The sequence below is a fragment of the Streptomyces sp. NPDC034111 genome, from assembly GCF_055575375.1.
This window is the reverse complement of the sequence record NZ_JBVIST010000016.1, coordinates 59,833-78,620: the sequence shown is the minus strand read 5'-3', so window position 1 is coordinate 78,620 and position 18,788 is coordinate 59,833. Positions and strand designations below refer to the sequence as shown.

General features: G+C 70.7%; 15 protein-coding genes. 5 read left to right on the top strand and 10 right to left on the bottom strand.

Translation table 11 applies throughout. The features are described from left to right. Positions 1-32 precede the first annotated feature (32 nt). The 5 genes from ACZ55A_RS28175 to ACZ55A_RS28155 form a co-directional block, all read right to left on the bottom strand. A complete protein-coding gene (locus tag ACZ55A_RS28175) occupies positions 33-458 on the bottom strand; it encodes a hypothetical protein (RefSeq protein WP_468845636.1) in 426 nt (141 codons plus the stop codon). 146 nt (positions 459-604) lie between these two features. Further along, positions 605-1,915, bottom strand: coding sequence for an MFS transporter (locus ACZ55A_RS28170; RefSeq protein ID WP_468845633.1), 1,311 nt, complete (start codon positions 1,913-1,915; stop codon positions 605-607). A 45-nt stretch (positions 1,916-1,960) separates the two neighbouring features. Then, positions 1,961-2,476 (bottom strand): glycine-rich domain-containing protein, encoded by a 516-nt coding sequence (locus ACZ55A_RS28165; protein ID WP_468845631.1) that lies wholly within the window; start codon positions 2,474-2,476, stop codon positions 1,961-1,963. A gap of 35 nt (positions 2,477-2,511) precedes the next feature. Then, positions 2,512-3,750 (bottom strand): hypothetical protein, encoded by a 1,239-nt coding sequence (locus ACZ55A_RS28160; protein ID WP_468845629.1) that lies wholly within the window; start codon positions 3,748-3,750, stop codon positions 2,512-2,514. A gap of 292 nt (positions 3,751-4,042) precedes the next feature. Continuing rightward, a complete protein-coding gene (locus ACZ55A_RS28155; protein WP_468845627.1) occupies positions 4,043-4,198 on the bottom strand; it encodes a hypothetical protein in 156 nt (51 codons plus the stop codon). A 387-nt stretch (positions 4,199-4,585) separates the two neighbouring features. On the opposite strand from ACZ55A_RS28155, the gene ACZ55A_RS28150 reads away from it, so the two are divergent. After that, on the top strand, positions 4,586-6,295 hold the full coding sequence (locus tag ACZ55A_RS28150) for an enoyl-CoA hydratase-related protein (protein WP_468845625.1): 1,710 nt from the start codon (positions 4,586-4,588) through the stop codon (positions 6,293-6,295). 83 nt (positions 6,296-6,378) lie between these two features. Here the strand turns inward: ACZ55A_RS28150 and ACZ55A_RS28145 are convergent, their stop codons facing one another. After that, positions 6,379-6,924 carry a winged helix-turn-helix domain-containing protein gene (locus ACZ55A_RS28145; RefSeq protein WP_468845623.1) on the bottom strand — a complete coding sequence of 182 codons (546 nt, stop codon included), beginning with the start codon at positions 6,922-6,924 and terminating at the stop codon, positions 6,379-6,381. A gap of 914 nt (positions 6,925-7,838) precedes the next feature. On the opposite strand from ACZ55A_RS28145, the gene ACZ55A_RS28140 reads away from it, so the two are divergent. The 3 genes from ACZ55A_RS28140 (at position 7,839) to ACZ55A_RS28130 (ending at position 11,498) form a co-directional block, all read left to right on the top strand. Beyond that, positions 7,839-8,795, top strand: coding sequence for a hypothetical protein (locus tag ACZ55A_RS28140; RefSeq protein ID WP_468845620.1), 957 nt, complete (start codon positions 7,839-7,841; stop codon positions 8,793-8,795). Positions 8,796-9,001: 206 nt separating this feature from the next. Then, positions 9,002-10,453, top strand: coding sequence for an amino acid permease (locus ACZ55A_RS28135; RefSeq protein WP_468845907.1), 1,452 nt, complete (start codon positions 9,002-9,004; stop codon positions 10,451-10,453). A gap of 142 nt (positions 10,454-10,595) precedes the next feature. Then, positions 10,596-11,498, top strand: a complete 903-nt coding sequence (locus tag ACZ55A_RS28130) for a GNAT family N-acetyltransferase (RefSeq protein WP_468845618.1) — start codon at positions 10,596-10,598, stop codon at positions 11,496-11,498. A gap of 13 nt (positions 11,499-11,511) precedes the next feature. Here ACZ55A_RS28130 and ACZ55A_RS28125 read toward each other — a convergent pair whose 3' ends face one another. The 3 genes from ACZ55A_RS28125 to ACZ55A_RS28115 form a co-directional block, all read right to left on the bottom strand. Further along, on the bottom strand, positions 11,512-12,018 hold the full coding sequence (locus ACZ55A_RS28125) for a DinB family protein (RefSeq protein ID WP_468845615.1): 507 nt from the start codon (positions 12,016-12,018) through the stop codon (positions 11,512-11,514). 236 nt (positions 12,019-12,254) lie between these two features. Continuing rightward, on the bottom strand, positions 12,255-12,446 hold the full coding sequence (locus ACZ55A_RS28120; protein ID WP_468845612.1) for a hypothetical protein: 192 nt from the start codon (positions 12,444-12,446) through the stop codon (positions 12,255-12,257). 113 nt (positions 12,447-12,559) lie between these two features. Next, complete coding sequence (locus ACZ55A_RS28115) at positions 12,560-14,980, bottom strand: SpoIIE family protein phosphatase (RefSeq protein WP_468845609.1); 2,421 nt, start codon at positions 14,978-14,980, stop codon at positions 12,560-12,562. A gap of 144 nt (positions 14,981-15,124) precedes the next feature. Between ACZ55A_RS28115 and ACZ55A_RS28110 the strand changes: the two genes are divergently transcribed. Then, a complete protein-coding gene (locus tag ACZ55A_RS28110; RefSeq protein WP_468845904.1) occupies positions 15,125-15,904 on the top strand; it encodes a VOC family protein in 780 nt (259 codons plus the stop codon). Between the two features lie 9 nt (positions 15,905-15,913). On the opposite strand, the gene ACZ55A_RS28105 is transcribed toward ACZ55A_RS28110, so the two are convergent. Then, positions 15,914-18,703 (bottom strand): ABC transporter substrate-binding protein, encoded by a 2,790-nt coding sequence (locus ACZ55A_RS28105; RefSeq protein ID WP_468845606.1) that lies wholly within the window; start codon positions 18,701-18,703, stop codon positions 15,914-15,916. Between the last annotated feature and the right edge of the window lie 85 nt (positions 18,704-18,788).

Genomic DNA, 18,788 nt, shown 5'->3' with positions numbered 1-18,788 from the left:
GCGGCAGGTGGGGCAGGCCACCACAGCCGTGCTCAGCAGCGGAAGACGCAGTGCAGTACGGGGAGTTGGGCGGGCGTCGACGCGGCCTTGGTGGAGTGGCCGGGAGGCCGGGCGTTCGCGGCGGCGGCCAGGCATGCGGGGTCGCCGGTGCCGTCCGGCGGCAGCGGACGGCCGGGGTGTGGGGGGACACCGAGGCTGGTGCGTACGACGGTCCGGGGCCGGCCGCGCTCGGTCTCGCGCTTGGTCTTCTCCTCCTCCTCGTTGCCGTCGTCACCGGGCTTGGCCGCGGGCGGCGCGCCGGTGGGCTTCGAGGAGGCCGATGTGGCGAAGGCGGTGGTGGCACTGGCGCCCGTTGCCGCCGCGCCCAGCAGGAACGCCAGGACGAGAGCAACGGCGATCAGCGGGAGGCGGCACAGACGCAGCAGTGCTATGCCCGCTGTGCCGGTGTCCTTCCGCATGCGTGCCCCCCGTTGGCTGTCCATGCGACTACAACCTGCCCTTACAGTGCATCATCCAGGTTTCCGGTGTGATAACGAGAAATGACGCCAAGTTTCAAGATTTCCCGGATTGCGCTGCCGTCACCGCCGTTGCCATGTACGGGAGTTCAGGTCCGGTCCGTTTCGCTGAGAGCGGCCGCGGCGGCGACGGCGCGCGGCGGCCGGCGGACCGACCAGGCGACCACCGGTACGACCGCCAGCGCGAGGAGTCCGCCGGCCAGCGCCAGCACCGGATATCCGCCGAGGACGACGACCAGCCCCGAGGACATGCCCCCGGTCGCACCGGCGAGGGAGATCCCGACGTCCACCAGGCCTTGGACGCGGGCCCGCCGGTCGGGCGGCAGCGCGTCGGTGACCAGGGCGGTGCCGCTGATCAGCCCGAAGTTCCAGCCGAGGCCCAGCAGTACGAGCGCGGTGGCGAGCGCGGGAACGGAGTGCGCCGGCGCCAGGGCGGCGAGCACACCGGCGGCCAGCAGGACCGGGCCGCAGGCCGCGGCGACCCACTGCCGGCCGATCCGGTCGACCAGCAGACCTGTGAGCGGTGAGGGCAGGAACATCGCTCCTACGTGCAGCGCGATGACCAGCCCCGCGGCCTGGGTGTCATGGCCGTGCGCCTGCATATGGACGGGCGTCATCGTCATGATCGCGATCATCACGAGCTGGGCGAGGACCATGACCGTGGTGCCGGTGACGACCCCGCGCCGGTACGGACGGCCCGTCAGCGGGGCCTCTCCCTCGGCGGCCGGTTCGCCGGAGTCCGGGCGATCGGCCGCCTCCTTGGCCAGCGCCTCGGCGAGCCGCAGCGGATCGGGCCGCAGCAGGGCGGCCAGTACCACCGCTGCCGCCCCGAAGGCCGCGACGGCCAGCAGAAACGGCCCGGCGAGCCGGGGGATGCCGAGGGAGTGCGCCCACCCGCCCGTGACCGACACCAGATTGGGACCGGCCACCGCGCCGAGCGTGGTGGCGAACAGCACCGTGCTCACCGCACGGCCGCGCCGCGCGGGGGAGGCCAGATCCGCACCCGCATAGCGCGCCATCAGGTTCGTCGCGGTGCCGGCCCCGTAGACCAGCAGGCCCAGGAACAGCAGCACGGCACTGTCGGCGGCGGCCGCCGCCACGACCCCGAGGCTGCCGAGCGACCCGGCGCCGTATCCGAGCGCCAGCCCAGGACGCCGGCCCCAGCGCCGGCAGATCCGCCCGATGCCGACCGCGCCGAGCGCGGACCCGGCGGTGAAGAGCGCACTGGGCAGACCGGCCAGCCCCGTCGAGCCGAGCATCTCCTCCGCGAGCAGCGCGCCGACGGTGATGCCCGCGGCCAGGCCCGCACCGCTGAGGACCTGGGAGATGACCAGAACCGTCAGAATGCGCCGCTGTTCCGGGATATCGCGCGTGGCCGGCGCGGTGTTCCGAGCCGTCATGATTCCTTTCCGTCCGAGCCGGCGGTGCGGGGTACCGGACCCACGCTATGCCGCTGCCATCGGTTCCAGCGCAGAGATGTCGGCGAGCGGCAGATCCATCTGCTCGTGCAGAAAACGCACAATGGTCCAGTGCGGCAACGCGCCCTCGTCGAACGGACCGAATTCCCGGCAGTACAACGGGATCCAGCGCAGGGCCTCTTCGAGCGCCTGCTCGCGGCCCGGCTCCTGCTGATAGTCCTCGTAGGCGATGCTGCGGTGCTCGATGAAGAACCGCCCCGGCAGCCGCTCCTCGCAGAGCGCCCGGTATTCGCGGGTCTGGAGAATGAGGTAGTGCCAGATCTCGTCGATGTCCTGCTCGACCGGCAGGAACAGCCCGCCGAGCTGTTCACGGTGCCGGGAGACGAGATAGAGGTACCGCAGACATTCGGTGACCTGCCGTACCACGAAATCCCGCGGAATGTCCGTGCTCTTCGCGTGGAAATGGTTCACCACTTCGGTGTGCAGGGCCTCCCCGAGGAGGTCCCTCAGGTCGTCGGCGGAGAGCGGCGGTCGGCCGGTCATGAGTGCTCCTCTACAGGTCGGGCGGGCGGGGCGGGTCAGACGGGGCCGGCGAGCCAGGCGTACTTTCCCGACTTCCCGATGGGGATATGACGGCGGTGCTCGACCCGGCAGCGCAGCCCGGTGAGTTCACCGATGCCCTCCTCCAGGGCCGCGGCCTCCGCGGTGTCGACGGGGGCACCGCTGAAAGTCGTATACGCCAGCCGCGCCTCGGAATCCCCCGTCAGCTGCAATTGGTGCACGAACACATGGCAGGACGCCTCACCGATGCACCGGTCGAGATCACCCTGGGCCACCGGTCCGTGCGGAGTGCTCAGCAACTCCTTCTCCCGGCCGCAGAATTGGACGATCTTGTCGGGGTCCGGCGTTCCGTCCAGGGTGCGGACGCAGTCCCCCGAGCGATACCGGATCAGCGGCATATAGGGGTTGCGCACGCTGGAGACGATGAGCTGGTGGATCGTGCTGCCGGGGGCGACCGGGTGGAGTTCCACGCTCATCTTGTCGAGGTGCGGCCGGTAGGTGCCACGCTGGTCGCTGTAATAGAGATAGCCGAGCTCGGTGCTGCCGAACAGGTCGATGATCGGGCAGGCGAAGTGCTGCTGGAGAAAGCGCCGGACGTTCACCGGGGTGTATTCGTAGGCGTGGATGATGCTGGCGGGCGGCGGGAAGTCGTCCCACAGTCCCCATTCGCCGACCTTCCGCACCAGATGCGCCAGGTGGTATCCGGAGCAGTCGAGGTGGTACCAGCCGTGCGGGTGGCTCTGCCGGGCCTGCTCGATCTCCTGGAGCATCCGCACCACCTCGTCGCGCTCCCACAGCGCCGGGTCGAGCCGGAGGTTGAGATAGCAGGTGCGGTCGTCGAGCCGGCGGTCGTCCAGGGTCGGCACGGGCTTCGGCGGAACGCCGCTGCGGGCGGCGTTGACCCGGGCGACGTGCTCCGTCGCCAGCACGGTGGTCAGCGAGACGCGCCGGCAGCCGGACTCCCAGGTGGCGGCGATGTCCGGATGCTCGCTCCACAGCTGGTAGTAGGAGCGCAGCAGGAAGTACGGGGGCCGGATGATCTGCATCCGGGCGTGGTTGGTGCCGGTGGACAGGACGTACTCCGCCTCGCCGGCCTCCAGCGCCGCGGCCAGCCGGGGCGTCATCCAGTTGTCGGGGAAGCCGCGGGCGATCTCCGGCTTGTCCAGTACGGGGAAGTACCCCTTCGCCAGCGACTCGCGGTAGATCGGTATGTCGCGGATCTGCTCGATGACCTCGGCGGTCGGCTGACCATCCATGGATTCCTCGTGACGGCTAGGGCCTGTCGTTTGGATCAGGCCGGATCAGGGAGCGGGGTCTGGTGCGTGCAGCTGCAAGGCGGAGGAGGGAGTCGACGCGGAGCGTCGGCGAGTGACGACAACGCCGCAGATGTGCGTGCCAGCCCCCGCGAGCCCGGCCTGATCCAAACGACAGGCCCTAGGAGAACGGTGCCCGTGGGGCGGTGCGGGCGGGGCGCCCGGGCGCGGAGTGGTCCGGCGGCAGGGGAAGCGCCACCGTTGCTCCGCTCCCGGGCACCCCGCGAGCCGGGGCTCAGGAGATGCAGCCGGCCTTGGGCGTGGCGCTGATGCAGCCGGCCTTGGGGGCGGCGCTGATGCAGCCGTTCTTCGCCGCCTGCTGTGCGGAGTTGGCGGCCAGCCAGTTCTGCCAGACGGCGTCCTGGGCCATCTTCTTGATGAGCTGCTCCATAAGGACCTCCGGGAAGGGTGAAGACTGCGGAAAGGTGCCGGGCACCCTGCGCTGACCTGCGCTGATGCCGCAGCACCTGAAGGTAAAAGTATGATCAAGTGGATGTCAATTAAAGGCAATGCGGGCGTGGGGCGAAACATGACCGGTGCGCCAACTTTGGCGGGATTCCGTCATAGTGATCAACGAGGGAACCAAGTGACGAACCATCAGAAGTTCGCTCGGCGCACTCGGCCGTACGGGCCCTCCGGATCATGGCCGGAACCGGTGCATTGCGCCGTACGGAGGCGGCCGATGGGGTGACCTGCCACGCGGGCCCCAAAGGAGACCTGCCCGGCCGGGAAACGATCAGCACATTCGCTCATCGGTCCCACCCCAGGGGAGTCTGCCGTGCGCATTCTGCTCATCGCCGGCGCGTTCAACAGCCTGACACAACGCGTCCACGCCGAACTCTGCGACAGCGGACACCAGGTGAGCGTCGAGCTGGTGACGCGGGAGACACCGCTGCTGGACGTCGTACGCGGCCATGACCCCGAACTGATCGTGGCGCCGATGCTCAAGACGGCGGTTCCCCGCGAGGTGTGGTCCGCGTACACCTGCCTGATCGTGCACCCCGGCCCGGTCGGCGACCGCGGCCCGTCCTCGGTGGACTGGGCGGTGCACCTGGGGGCGGACCGGTGGGGCGTCACCGTCCTCCAGGCCAACGACGAGATGGACGCCGGCGATATCTGGGCCGCGGCCGAGTGCACCGTCCCCGAGGTCGGCAAGAGCGATCTCTACCGCAACGAGATCGCCGATGCGGCGATCGAGGCGGTCCTGTCGGCCGTCGGCCGGGTGGCGTCCGGCGCCCACCGCCCGCAGCCGCAGCACTCCCTGCCGGCCACCGCCACCCCCGGCCGCCCCCGGCCGCCGTTCCGTCAGGACCTGCGCCGGATCGACTGGCACCGCGACCCCACCGACACCGTCGTACGCAAGCTGCGCGCCGCCGATTCCCAGCCCGGTGTACGGGACGAACTCCTCGGCGGTACCTGGTATTTGCACGGTGGCCACCGGGAGGGCACCCTGACCGGCCGGCCCGGTGAGCTGCTGGCGACCCGGAGCGGTGCGATCTGCCGGGCGACGGCCGACGGCGCGGTCTGGATCCCCGAACTGCGGCCCGCCCGCCGCCCGGGGGAGCCCGGCACCTTCAAGCTGCCGGCCACCCTGGCACTGGGCGAAGCCCTGCCCCCGCTCCCCGAGATCCCGGCCCCGCTCGAGGCCGGCGACCGCCCCGGCACCTGGACCGATATCCGCTACCGCGAGGACGGGCCGGCCGGCTTTCTGGAGTTCTCCTTCCCCGGCGGCGCGATGAGCACCGACCACTGCCGCCGGCTGCTCGCCGCCTACCGGCACGCCTGTACCCGGCCGACCTCCGTGCTGGTCCTCGGCGGCCGCCGGGACTTCTTCTCCAACGGCATCCACCTCAACGTCATCGAGGCCGCCGCGGATCCGGCCGCCGAGTCCTGGGCCAATATCAACGCGATCGACGATCTGGTGCACGCCGTGCTGACCACCACCGACCGGCTGGTGGTGGCCGCGCTCGGCGGCAACGCCGCGGCCGGCGGGGTGATGCTGGCCCTCGCCGCCGACGAGGTGTGGTGCCGCTCGGCCGTGGTGCTCAACCCCCACTACCGGCTGATGGGGCTGTACGGCTCGGAGTACTGGACGTACACCCTGCCCGGGCGGGCCGGGGCCGAGGTGGCCGCACAACTCACCCGGCGCGCCTTGCCGGTCACCGCGGCGGCCGGCCAGCGGCTCGGGCTGGTGGACCGGCTCCTCGACTGCGCTCCGCAGGAGTTCGCGGCGCAGACCGCACACCTGGCCGGGCGGCTGGCGTCCTCGCCCGCGGTCCAGACCCGTATCGCCGCGAAGAAGGCCCAGCGGGAGCGGGACGAGGCGGAGCGTCCGCTCGCCGCCTACCGGGAGCACGAACTGGCCCGTATGCACCGCATCTTCTTCGATCCGGACCAGCCCTACCACGCCCTGCGGCGGGCCTTCGTCCGCAAGGAACCCGCCGCCGGCACCCCGGCCCACCTCAACGCCGTCCCGGCCGGGACATAGCGGGCCCGCTGCCGGCCCGTTCCGCGCGAGAGGGCCGGTGGCCGAGTCCCCGTCGGCCACCGGCCCTCCTCTTCGGTGTGGCCCTAGGGCAGCGGCTGGTACTTGTAGCCGATGCCGAAGACCGTGCTGATGGAGTCGCGCAAGCCCGGTCCCAGGCGCCGGCGCAGCCGGGCGATATGGACATCGACGGTGCGGGTGCTGGACTGGCAGCTGGGCCAGACCGCGGTCATCAGCTGCTCCCGGGTGAAGGCGCGCTGGGGGTGCAGCACAAGGTGGGCGAGCAGATCGAATTCCAGCCGTGGTAGCCCGAGTTGGCGTCCTCTGATGAAGACGGTCCGGGCCGCGGTATCGATCTGGATCGGTTCGGGCCGGGGCGGGCCGGACGCGGTGGTGGGCCCGCCGGAGTGCGGTGGGTCCTCGCGTGGCGGCGCCAGGATGATGTGGACCTCGTCCGAGGGCAGCCGGTGCACCGATACGGGTTCCAGGTCGTGCAGGGTCAGTTGCCACTTGCCGTCGGGAAGCCGGTCGACCGCCAGGGGTGGCCCTTCGCCGGGCCCGGCGGTCACCGCGCGGCCGAAGTCGGCGTCCGGTCGCAACGCAAGCGGGGTCGTCGAGGAGTTCATAAACATGATCTGGGCCCATTCCTCTTGCAAAGCAGGCGTGTACGGACAGACATGGCGGTGCTCGACGTTCAAGGGTGCTGAGGGCTGTGCAACCATCGTGAGACAGCCCGGTGTTGAGGCGTAGGTGGCGAACAGGCACTCGTGATGCGGGTGCGCCCAACGGGGGCAATCGCTCCGTTCGTGCCGCGGGAACGTTCGCGCCCATGCCCGTGCTCAGCCATGACGTGGTGCGAAGTCACGGCCTCCGGTCCACTCGAACGCTACATGTGATCGCGCGCTTCCGGAAAGTAGCTTCCGCTAATTTCGGTTGCTCTTGACGCGAATCTGTGATGCGGGGGGACCGGGCCGGTAGGCGCGCCGCGGGGTGCGTCCGGGCGGCCGCGGCGTCGTTCGCGAGCGCATAACCCCCCGGCCGGTTTGGCCGGAAAGTTTCGGTGCACCGGTCGAGTTCCTACTCCCGGGTCAACTGGTATGGACCTGGAGGGTGTTGCTGTGGTGGGGTGGCGCCGTCGTGACTCCCGGCTGTCGGGTGCGGACGCCTCCCGCCGTTCCCTGACTTTCGATTCGGCTCCCCATCGGCCGGTGAAACCGGAGAAACGGAGGGGTGATCGCCCGACGGGTTCCAGTTGTGGGGGTCCTGTGGACGTGAATATGCCAAATAAATGGCCTGGGGTGTCCAGGGGTCCTGGAAGTGACAAAGTGGGGGCTCCTGCGAGATCGGCCGGAAAATAGTTTCCTCTTCAATCTCATCGCGACGAAAAGGTGCGGAAGCAGATATTCCAGACGGTTGTTTTCGCAATGAGTTGATGATGAGTAGGGTGTGCCCCGCTGCCACTTGACCGATGGCAGGGATCCCCGCCGAATTCGGCGCGGCTGGAATGCGGTGTGGGGGACGACGCCTTCGTGACCGGGAGGGGACCATGACGGCCGGCTCTTTCGAGGGGCAGTACGCGTGGAGTCCGGCGGCCGATGACCGGGCCCTGGCGCGGGCATGTATGGACGTCAGGGCCGGCCGGTACTTGAGCGCGCACGAGGTGCTGAAGGAGACCCGGGACGACTTCGAGCTGCGGGCCCACCGCTCGCTCGTCCTCGCGTCCGTGGCGGCCGACTCGGACCTGGCCGAGCGCTGGCTGGCCGAAGAGCCCGGCCCGGAGGCCGCGTTGCTCTGGGCGCGGGTGGCCATGCTGCGGGCCCTGCGCATGGCCGACGCCGGTGACCGCCGGCAGGGCGCGCTGGCCCGGATAGCGCAGTCCGCCTGCGAACGGGCCGCGAAGGAGCTGCCCGACGACCCCACCCCCTGGGTCGCCCAGCTGGCGCTCGCCCGCCTCGACCGCCCCCAGGACCCCGCGCCGCAGGGGCTGCTGACCGCGCCGACCGGTCCGTGGTACCTCTTCGCGCACATCCTGCGGCTCGACCCGTGGCACCGCGAGGCGCACCACCGCTTCCTGTCGTTCTTCTTCATCCGCTACGGCGGCTCCTCCAGCGCGAGCTGGGACGTTGCCGCGTTCCTGAGTCAGCGGGCCCCGGCCACCTCCCCGCTCCGGCTGCTGCCGCTGGTGGCGCTGGTCGAGGACTACAACCCCTCCGCCCTGCTCGCCGACCGGACATGGGAGCAACCCCAGTGCATCACCACTGCGATGGGCATCTACCACAACTGGTTCCCCGGTGTGGCTGCGTACCGCTTCACACCGGTGCTGGACCTGTCCTATCTGGCCCATGCGCTGTTCATGGCGAAACGTGAATTCGAGGCCCGGGAAGTCTTCACGGCCATGGGCCCGTACGCCGCACGTATGCCCTGGAGTGTATTCGGTGATCCCGAGGAGCAATTGACCAAGGCCAGACGCTCCTGTGGACTCCCGGTTCCGCACGGAGCCTGATACGGCGCCGCGGAAAACAGCGGAAGCTGCTCCACACTTCCTCCGCATCCGCTCCGCCCGTTCGAACCGATCCGCCCCGCCTTTTCTCCCCTCCGAGTCCCCCCAGAAAGGTTTCGGTTGTGTCCGAGCGCCTGTCGCCCACTCGCTCGAAATCTCCCCACCCGGCAGATCCCGTTCAGCTCGACGACGATGCCACGCTGCATGCCATGGGCTATCCGCGGAAACTCACCCGCAGGTTCCGCGCGTTCGACAATTTCGCCATCTCCTTCACCATCATCAACATCATTTCTGGAATCTTTTCCTCCTTCGGATTCGGCATGAATGCCGGCGGCCCGCGGATTCTCATCTTCGGCTGGGTCGGGGTATCGGTCATGGTGCTGTTCGTCGGCGCCGCGATGGGCGAGATCGCCTCCGCCTACCCGACCAGCGGCGCGCTCTACTTCTCGGCCGGCAAGCTGGCCAAGCGGCATCAGGGCGCCTGGTCCTGGTACACGGGCTGGCTGAACTTCGTCGGACAGGTCGGCGGTACGGCGGCCACCAACTTCGCGGCCGCCACCTTCATCCAGGCGTTCCTCGCCATGCAGTGGCCGTCCTATGAGCCGACGCCGCAGCAGACCGTCGGCATCACCGCCGCCATCCTGCTCGTCCAGGCGCTGGCCAACACGTATACCGTGCGGCTGGTCGCACTGCTGAACCGGATTTCCGTGTGGTGGCTGCTGATCGGGATGGTGGTGATCGTCGGCGCGCTGACCTTCATCCCCGATCACCATCAATCACCGTCTTTCGCCACGCACTTCGTCAACAACACCGGCTTCACCAACGCGATGTACGGCGGAATGCTGGGACTGCTGGTCACCAGCTGGACGTTCACCGGGTTCGACGGCAGTTTCCACATGTCCGAAGAAACCGTGAAGGCAACGGTCAACGCGCCCAGGGGCATCATGCGGGCCATCACCTGCTCGGCGATCACCGGGCTGATCCTGATGCTCGCGCTGGTGTATGCAATCCGTGACTACGGCAGTGCCGCGCGTGCCGATGCGCCGCCGGTACAGATTCTCATCGACGCGCTCGGCCAAAGCACCGCGAAGTTCCTGTTGTTGATCGTTATCGGCGCCATGCTGTTCTGCGGCCTCGCCAACATGACCAGCAATACCCGGCAGATCTTCGCCTTCTCCCGGGACGGCGCGATGCCCGGCTCCCGTTGGTGGCACTCGGTCTCCGCGCGCACCCGCACCCCCGTCAACGCCGTATGGCTCGCGGCGGCCTGCCCGCTGGTGCTGGTGCTGCCCGGCTGGTGGTCGCACACCGCCTTCACCGCGGTGGTGAGCGTCAATGTCGTCGGCCTGTTCCTCGCCTACGCCGTGCCCATCTTCCTGCGGCTGCGACTCGACGACTTCCAGGCCGGACCGTGGAACCTCGGCCGCTACGGACGGCCCGTCGCGGCGATCGCGGTGACCTGGATCCTGATCAGCAATGTGCTGTTCATGCTGCCGCAGGCGTCCCCGATCACGCCCGCCTCGTTCAACTACGCGCCCATCGCCCTCGCGGTGGTGCTGATCATCGCCACCGTGTGGTGGTTCGCCACCGCCCGCCGCCGCTTTCAGGGCCCGGTCAGCTACGGCCGCCCTGACGAGGTCGCGGCGATGGACCTGATCTAGAGTCCGGCCCTGCTCCACCGGCAGTTCCGCAGTCCGTACGACGGGCGGGCCGGCCCGCTCAACGGCCCGCCCCACCCTCGTACTTGACGCCATGACATGCCCGCATCCGCCCCCTGCCCCCACCAGAAGGGACGACCCCGGTATGCCGCCCACCATCGAAGACCCGCGCCCGAACGCCCCCCGACAGGCCTCCGCGTCAGGCGACCTCACCGTCACCACCGCCTCGGCGGACGACTGGCAGCAGGTGGCCCGGTGGGCCGCCGACGAGGAGTGGAACCCCGGCCGCGACGACACCGACTGCTTCCACCCCACCGACCCGGCGGGCTTCTTCCTCGGCCGCCGCGCCGGCCGGCCGGTCTCCGCGGTCTCCGTCGTCAACTACTCGGCCGCCTACGCCTTCCTGGGCTACTACCTCGTCCACCCCGACCACCGCGGCCAGGGCCTGGGCCTCGCCACCTGGCGCGCCGCCGTCCCGCACGCCGGCGCCCGTACCGTCGGTCTGGACGCGGTCCCCGCCCAGCAAGCCACCTACCGGCGCGCCGGGTTCACCCCCGCCTACCAGACCGTCCGCTACGGCGGACGCCCCAACGGCCCCGGCACACCACCACCGTCGGAGGTCGTCGCCGTCACCGGCGCACATCTCGACGCGCTCGCCGCCTATGACCGCCGCTGCTTCCCCGCCGACCGGCGCGCCTTCCTCACCCGCTGGCTGACCGCCCCCGGCCACACCGCCCGCGCGTACGTCCGCGACGGCGGGATCGCGGGCTACGGAGTGCTGCGCCCGGCCCACACGGGCCACCGCATCGGCCCGCTCTTCGCCGAGACCCCGCAGGCCGCCGAGGCGCTGTTCGACGCCCTCACCGCCTCCGTGGAACCGTCGGCCGAGGTCTTCCTCGACATCCCCGAACCCCGGAGCGCCGCCCATACCCTGGCCACGAGCCGCGGCCTGACCCCCAGGTCACACACGGTACGCATGTACACAGGACAGGTCCCGCCGGCGGAGCAGCACCTCACCTACGGCGTGACCAGCCTCGAACTGGGCTGAGGCAGCTGCCCGTTCACGCCCCCACCGCGCCGTCGATGCCTTCCCGGAGGAAGTCGGCGTGGCCGTTGTGGCGGGCGTATTCGTGGATGAGGTGGTGCATGACGAGGCGCAGCGAGACATGTTCGTCCCAGCGGGGCTGGTAGCCGGTGATGTCGAGGGAGGGGGCGGCCTCCTCGATGCGGCGGGAGTGGGCGACCTCCGTCTGCCAGGCGGCGAAGGCCTCCGCACCGGTGGCCTCGCTCGCGTCGTAGGCCGCCTGGTAGTCGCCCTCGGCCGACCAGACCAGGGGCAGGTCCTCGCCGTTGATCACCCGGCGGAACCAGCTGCGCTCCACCTCGGCCATGTGCCGGACCAGACCGAGCAGGGAGAGCGTGGAGGGCGGCATGGACTGCCGGCGCAGCTCCTCGTCGGAGAGGCCCTCGGCCTTCATCGCGAGCGTGGTCCGGTGGAAGTCGAGAAAGCCGCGCAGGGTCTCCCGCTCGCCGGCGCGGACGGGCGGGGAGACGCGTTCGATGGTCATGAGGTGAGGGATTCCTTGCGTCGGAGAAGCGGAGGCCGGTGAGCCGGAGGCCGGGAGGCACCGGGCGCCGGGAGCGGCGAGGAACGTCGCAGGGGGTCCGGAGCGCGCCGCGGAAGCGGCCGAGGGGATCTTGCCGACCGTCGCGGGCCGCCGCAAGCGGTTTTCCGCATCCCGGCAGACCTCCGTACGCCACCGCACCCCGTGCCATGGCACGGGGTGCGGTTCTCAACAAGGACTCACGGCAGATACCGCTCGATGGCGCCGGGCCCTTCCTCTGCGATCAGACGCCTGGCCCACTCCAGGGTCTGCGGGGTGGGTTCCCGTCCGGACGCCTTCACCAGGTCTTCCGGGTCGTAGGGCCGTTCGCTGCCGGTGTACAGCTCGGCCGGCCGGTGTGCGGCCGATTCCTCGGTGCCATTGCTCGTCACAGGTCCTCCTCGTGTCCGCGCCCGCCGAGTCGCCGGGACCTCGCTTGTTTCCATGATGGGACCGTGTCCGAACACCCGCACGACGTGCGCAGGGCCTTTTCTCGTGCCATCGGTCAGCCGACCGGCCTCGGGGCCCCGGGATACCGCGGCGGAAACGCCTGCTCGGTCCAGATCGTCTTGCCGTACGGCGTGTAACGGGTGCCCCAGCGCTGCACCAGCTGCGCGACGATGAACAGCCCCCGCCCGCCCTCGTCGTCGCCGGCGGCGTGCCGGAGGTGCGGCGAGGTGTGGCCGGTGTCCGAGACCTCGGTCAGCAGGGTCAGATCACGCAACAGCCGCAGGTGCAGCGGCCCCGAGGCGTGCCGTACGGCATTGGTGACCAGCTCGCTGACCGCGAGCTCGGTCGCGTACGACAGCTCCGCCAGGCCCCACTGCGCCAACTGCCCGGTGGCCAGCTCCCGGGCCTTGCCCACGGCGGCCGGTTCGGCGGGCAGCTCCCACGCCGCCACCTGCCGTACGTCCAGCTCGCGGGTGCGCACCAGCAGCAGCGCCGAGTCGTCGGCGGCCGGTCCGTCCGGCAGCAGCTCCTCCAGGGCGCGGTCGCACAGCTCCTCCAGCGGCCGGCGGTGCTCGGCCAGCACCCGGCCCAGGATCTCCAGCCCCTCGTCGACGTCCCGGTTGCGGGCCTCCACCAGCCCGTCGGTGAACAGCGCGAGCAGACTGCCCACCGGCAGCTCGATCTCCAGCGACTCGAACGGCAGCCCGCCGAGGCCCAGCGGCGGGCCGGCCGGCAGATCCGGGAAGTACAGGCCGCGCCTGGGGTCGACCACGGCCGGAGGCAGATGCCCGGCCCGCGCCATGGTGCAGTGCCGGGAGACCGGGTCATAGACGGCGTAGAGGCAGGTCACGCCGGTGGCCACATCGTCCGGACCGGCGTCGGCGCCGGACGGGGCCGCGCCGTCCTCCGCGGGCTGCCCCACCAGGTCGTCCAGCCGGCTCAGCAGCTCGTCGGGGGTGAGATCCAGCCGGGCCAGCGCCCGGACGGTCGTCCGCAGCCGCCCCATGGTCGCCGCCGCCCGCAGACCGTGGCCGACCACGTCCCCGACGACCAGCCCGACCCGGGTGCCGGACAGCCCGACGACGTCGAACCAGTCGCCGCCGACCCCGCCCCGGTCGTCGCTGGGCAGATAGCGGTAGGCCAGATCGACCGCGGACTGCTCGGGCAGATGCTGCGGCAGCAGATGGTGCTGCAAGGTCAGCGCGGCGGCGTGCTCCCGGGTGAAGCGGCGGGCGTTGTCCAGGCACACCGCGGTACGGGTCACCAGCTCATCGGCGAGCTCGATCTCGCCCCTGTCGAACACCGGGGGCTCCGCCCCGCGGCTGAAGGTGACCAGCCCCATCGCGGTGCCGCCGGCCCGCAGCGGTACGACCATGGAGCTCTCCGTGCGCACGATGCCGCCGGAGGACAGACTGCGGTACGGGAGCGAGCCCGGCGGGTACTCGACGCGGTACGGGCTGTGCGGTGCGGCGGCCGGGTCGCCGGCGGAGCGGGTGGCGACCCGGACGAGGGTGGGCAGGGTGCCGTCGCCCGGCTCCGGCTCCTCGCCCTCCAGTACGGACCGGACCAGGTCCACGGTGACCGAGGAGGCGAAGTCCGGCACCGTGACCTCGGTCATCTCCCGGGCGGTGACGGCCATATCGAGCGTGGTGCCGATCCGGCTGCCGGCCGCCACCAGGAGGTTCAGCCGCCGCTGCGCCTGGTAGCGGTCGGTGATGTCGAAGGTGTCCTCGCACACCCCGAGCACCTGCCCACGGGGATCCAGCAGCCGGTAGTAGGAGCAGGACCAGACGTGATCGGGCCCCGGCTCGGAGGGCTGCTGGCCGATGAAGTGCAGATCGAGGACCGGCTCCCCGGTCTCCAGGACCCGGTTCATCACCGCGTCGAGCGTGCGCGGATACCCCTCGGTCACGAACTCCCCGTCGGGGTACAGCGCCTCGGCCCGGGTGCCGAGGAACTCTTGCAGCGGCAACCCGATCTCCCGCACGAACGCGGCATTCGCCCAGGTCAGCCGGAGGTCCCTGTCGTAGATGCCGAGCGCCACCGGGGACTGCGTCGCCAGCCCCTCCAGCATCGACTGCTGGGACTCCCACATCTGCTGTGCGTCCAGCCCCGCCGCCACGAGGATGCGGGCCGGCGCCCCGGCGACGCCCCCGTGCGCGGGGCTCAGCCGGCAGGTGCTGATCGCCACCCGTAGCAGCCGGCCGTCGCGGTGTCGCGCCGTACGGGGCTCGATGCCGCTCAGTGAGGCCTCCGGCAGCCGTTCGGCCCACACGGGACCGGCCGCGTCGGCGGCCGGCAGGAACGTCTCCAGAGGGCGGCCGATGATCTCCTCCGGCGAATACCCCAGCAGCCGCCGGGCCGTCGGGCTCCACCCGACGACCACGTCGTGGGCGTCCAGTACCGCTGTGGCCGCCCTGGTGACGTCGAGCGGGCCACGGAAGTCGGCGCGCTCCGCCGCGATCCATGCGTTCATGGTTCAACCCAGCCCGGTTCGTATTTACAGCATCGAGCCTGATCAAGACCGGCACAACCGCGCTGCGGGCGAGGTGTGCCCTTGGTGCGGCCCCGCTGGGTCGCTGGCACAGTGGGAGGGGGTGCGAGCGACAGGAGGCAGATGATGGTGGCCCATGGCCCCACGACGCCGGTACGGGGCGCTCCGTGCTGGGTCAGTTTGCTCACCACTGACCTGGATGCGGCGCAGGCGTTCTACTCCGCCGTCCTGGGGTGGCACTTCCGCCCGGCCAGCCTCGGCGAGGAGTTCTCCATCGCCATGGCCGACGGGGAGCCGGTCGCCGGTATCGGTGCCCTCGCCCAGAGCTACCGGGTCGCGGTGGCCTGGACGTCGTACTTCGCGGTGGAGAACGCCGATGAGACCGCGGACAAGATCCGTGAGCGCGGAGCGACGGTCGCGGTCGGCCCCCTCAAGCTCGGCCCCGGGCGCGCCGCCCTCGCCGCCGACCGTGACGGCGCCTCCTTCGGATTCTGGGAGGGCCAGACGCTGGCCTGGTCGGTCGGGCAGGGCAACGCCCCCGCCTGTCTGGAGCTGCGCACCCGCGATGCCTTCGAGGCCGCCATCTTCTACGCCGAGGTCTTCGACTGGGCCTCGGAGAAGCCGGGCGGCTGCGATGTGACCTACGAACACGACCAGGTGATCGTCCGCGACGGCAGCCATATCGTGGCCACGCTGCGCGGCGGCGCCGTCGAGTCGGCCCCGGACCCCCGGGTGCGCCCCCGCTGGCACGTCCACTTCCCGGTCCATGACATCGAGAAGGTGACGGCCGCCGCGGTGGCCGCCGGCGGCACCGTCACCCCCGTGACCGGCACCGCCGACGGTGCGGGATACCAGGCCGTCGTCCGTGACCCCGACGGCGGCATCTTCACCGTCACCTCGTCCTGACGCCCTGGGTCAGCGGCCCTTCTCCGGTTCCAGCGGCGGACACCACGACGACTGGGTACGGCCGCCGACCCGACCGCAGAACCCGGCCTGGGTGGGCCGGCCCACCCCGTCGATGTGCTGTACCGACAGCAGCTTGTCCAGCGGCACCTGGCGGTCCACATCGCCGCCGAAGCTGATGATGCCGCTCTCTCCGTCGAGCGCCTGGTCGCCGTGCACACCGCTGATCGCATGCCACACCGCCTGCGGGGTCAGCGGCATCTGCGCGGCCTCCTCGCGCAGTTGCTTGACCGCGTTCACATACAGCTTGACGGCGTCGAAGCCGAGCGCGGCATGCCCGTCCAGCGAGGAGTTGGGGACCTTGGCGCACTCGTCGTGGAAGATCCGGCTCAGTTCCGCGTACAGCTCGCTGGTCCCGTCGCAGCGCGCCGAGCCGAGGGTGAAGTCCAGGAAGTCGTACGGGATCCCCGGGTAGTGCTCCCGGCGGTCCGCGTCGGCGGCCAGCCGGGCCACGTCGTCACCGCCGATGAGCGTGGGCGGGGCCGAGTTGCAGGACTCGCTGATGCCGCCGAGCAGCGACTCGAAGTCCTCCGAACGCCCCGCGAAGAACACCAGTCCCCGGTAGGAACAGCTCCGCCGGCCGACCGCCCCGGGGCCGGGGGCGTCCGAGGAGGGTTCCTCGCCCGGGGACGGGGGAGGGGTGAACGACACCTTCTCGACCGCGAATCCACGGGCCCGGAAGCGTGCGGCGACATCATCGCTGAGGGTCTTGCTGTAGGTGTCGCTGGGGTCGGCGGAGCCGATGATCCGCACCTTGCGGGCCGGCTTCCGTCCGTCCCGCTCCACGACGTGGTCGGCGTAGGCCGCGGCGACATCCGCCTCCCGGGTGTTCTGCGGCGACACCTGGAAGTACATGGGTGACTGCCGCACCAGGGAGTCCGCGGACAGCGTCGTGGCCACCATCGGCAGCCCCGCCGCGGTCAGTCTCCGGATCGTCCGGTTGGTCGCCTCCCGGCTCTGGTCGAGTCCGGTGACGCCCACGAGGGACGGGTCCTGCTGCTGGAGCCGTTCCAGGATGTCCACCACCCGTGTGCCGAAGCGCATCCCCGAGCCGGCGTTGGCGGGGAGGATCCGCAGGATGGGTTCGGTGCTGCCGGTGCTGCGCAGCTGCCGGGACTGGGCGCTCGCCGCGCCCTGCAACGCCTCGCGCCCGTAGGCGAGCTGGCCGGTGGCCTTGCCCGAGACGCTGAGCAGCGCGGACAGATGGACGAGGGTGACGAAGGGGCGCTGCGGCGACGCCTTGTGCGCCTCCTCGGCGCGGGTGTTCTGGGCGTAGATGGTCTGCAACGTCTTGTTGAGCGACGGGTCGGGGGAGTGGAAGGTGAAGCCGTGCCGCGCCACCCCGATGCACTCGCCGGTCTCCGCCGTGAGCAGGGTGGCCGCATCGTCGTCGAAGCGGCTCAGACCGCAGTGCGCCTGCCGGTAGTTGCTCTCGGAGCGCAGTACGAGTGCGCCCGCGGCCAGCAGCGCGACGGTCACCGCGCAGGCTGCCAGGACGGACGCCGTCCGGCGGGCCCATAACGGCGGTTCGGGGATCCGCAGCCGGGCGTCCTGGGCGACCTCCAGCCGTCGGGTGAGCTCATAGCTCTCATGGGACGGCGGCATCAGCCGCGGCACGGTGACCGGCAGGTACCAGGGCGCGCGGTTGCGGGCCCGGCCCTGGTGCAGGAAGGTCTCGCGCCAGCCGCCGTAGAGCCGGTCGGTGAGCTCCCACAGCGAGCGGTGTCCCCAGTCCGCGCGGACCTGGGTGCCGTCGGCGGGCGGCTCGGCGCCGCAGCTGATGACCAGCAGCGGGTCGAAGGCGCCGGTCTCATTGCGTACATCGATGATCGTCTGGAGCAGTTGATGGCCGCAGGTGTCCGGACCCATGCCGTCCAGCAGCGCCACGCAGTACGCGGTGCGGCGGGCCGTACGGGGCCGCCAGATGCGGCGGCGGAACGCGACCCGCAGATCCTCCAGGAACGCGTTGACCATCAACTTCCGTAACTGGTCCGGGTCTTCCACCTGGTTGTGGGGTGCGGTCAGCCGCTCGGCGAACCCGGTGAAGGTGCCCGGATCGCGCGGTGCGAGATAGGGCTGGTTGAGCAGCCAGCGGTACTCGCGGCCCAGTCCGCGGCGGATCCGGAACCAGGCGAGCGGAAAGACATGGACCGCGAACAGCCAGACCCACCACGGCACCGTGCCGTCCACCGCGAGCTCGGTCTCCGGCGAGCGCAGCAGGCCGAACAGCCTCCGGCGCCGGAACTCCCGCTCCCGCAGGGCCTGGAGCAGGGAGTGGTCATTGCCCTCGATGTGGCCGGGGTGGCCGGGGCCGCTGTCCGCACCGAGCTGGGTCAGCCAGTTGACCAGGCCGAAGCGGCGGAAACGGACCCGTCCGTCGCTGCCGTTGACGCTGCGGGCGAAGCCCTTCGCCAGGTGCTCCAGGGTACGGCGTACCGCCTCGACGGAGTCGGGCGAGGAGGGTGCGGAGTCGGCTCCGAGGTCGTAGAGGACGTGCGGCACCCGTCGGGGGTCGGCGTGGCTGAGGAAGTAGCTGATGCCCTTGGCGAGTGCGGTGTGGTCGTCGCCGGCCACCAGACAGACCACCGGCAGGCCTTCCCGGCCCTGTGCCACTCCGCGATGCCGCACCGGTTCCGGACACTCCCGGCGCCGTGGCCTGCGCACCAGATCGGCTGTCAGGCGGAGCAGATGACCGGCTCCGCGGAAGACGGGGATATGGGAATCGACTTCGTTCGACACCATGGTGCCCCTGAGGAAAGGGTCGGAGTAGGGCCGGTAATTCTGGCACCGCTCCGTGGGCGGTCGCTATGGTTCCGCCATACTCAGG

Coding starts and splice junctions, on each gene's coding strand:
- ACZ55A_RS28175 (WP_468845636.1), bottom strand. CDS start 458: ATGCGGAAGGACACCGGCACAGCGGGCATAGCACTGCTGCGTCTGTGC.
- ACZ55A_RS28170 (WP_468845633.1), bottom strand. CDS start 1,915: ATGACGGCTCGGAACACCGCGCCGGCCACGCGCGATATCCCGGAACAG.
- ACZ55A_RS28165 (WP_468845631.1), bottom strand. CDS start 2,476: ATGACCGGCCGACCGCCGCTCTCCGCCGACGACCTGAGGGACCTCCTC.
- ACZ55A_RS28160 (WP_468845629.1), bottom strand. CDS start 3,750: ATGGATGGTCAGCCGACCGCCGAGGTCATCGAGCAGATCCGCGACATA.
- ACZ55A_RS28155 (WP_468845627.1), bottom strand. CDS start 4,198: ATGGAGCAGCTCATCAAGAAGATGGCCCAGGACGCCGTCTGGCAGAAC.
- ACZ55A_RS28145 (WP_468845623.1), bottom strand. CDS start 6,924: ATGTTTATGAACTCCTCGACGACCCCGCTTGCGTTGCGACCGGACGCC.
- ACZ55A_RS28140 (WP_468845620.1), top strand. CDS start 7,839: ATGACGGCCGGCTCTTTCGAGGGGCAGTACGCGTGGAGTCCGGCGGCC.
- ACZ55A_RS28135 (WP_468845907.1), top strand. CDS start 9,002: ATGGGCTATCCGCGGAAACTCACCCGCAGGTTCCGCGCGTTCGACAAT.
- ACZ55A_RS28130 (WP_468845618.1), top strand. CDS start 10,596: ATGCCGCCCACCATCGAAGACCCGCGCCCGAACGCCCCCCGACAGGCC.
- ACZ55A_RS28125 (WP_468845615.1), bottom strand. CDS start 12,018: ATGACCATCGAACGCGTCTCCCCGCCCGTCCGCGCCGGCGAGCGGGAG.
- ACZ55A_RS28115 (WP_468845609.1), bottom strand. CDS start 14,980: ATGAACGCATGGATCGCGGCGGAGCGCGCCGACTTCCGTGGCCCGCTC.
- ACZ55A_RS28110 (WP_468845904.1), top strand. CDS start 15,125: ATGGTGGCCCATGGCCCCACGACGCCGGTACGGGGCGCTCCGTGCTGG.
- ACZ55A_RS28105 (WP_468845606.1), bottom strand. CDS start 18,703: ATGGTGTCGAACGAAGTCGATTCCCATATCCCCGTCTTCCGCGGAGCC.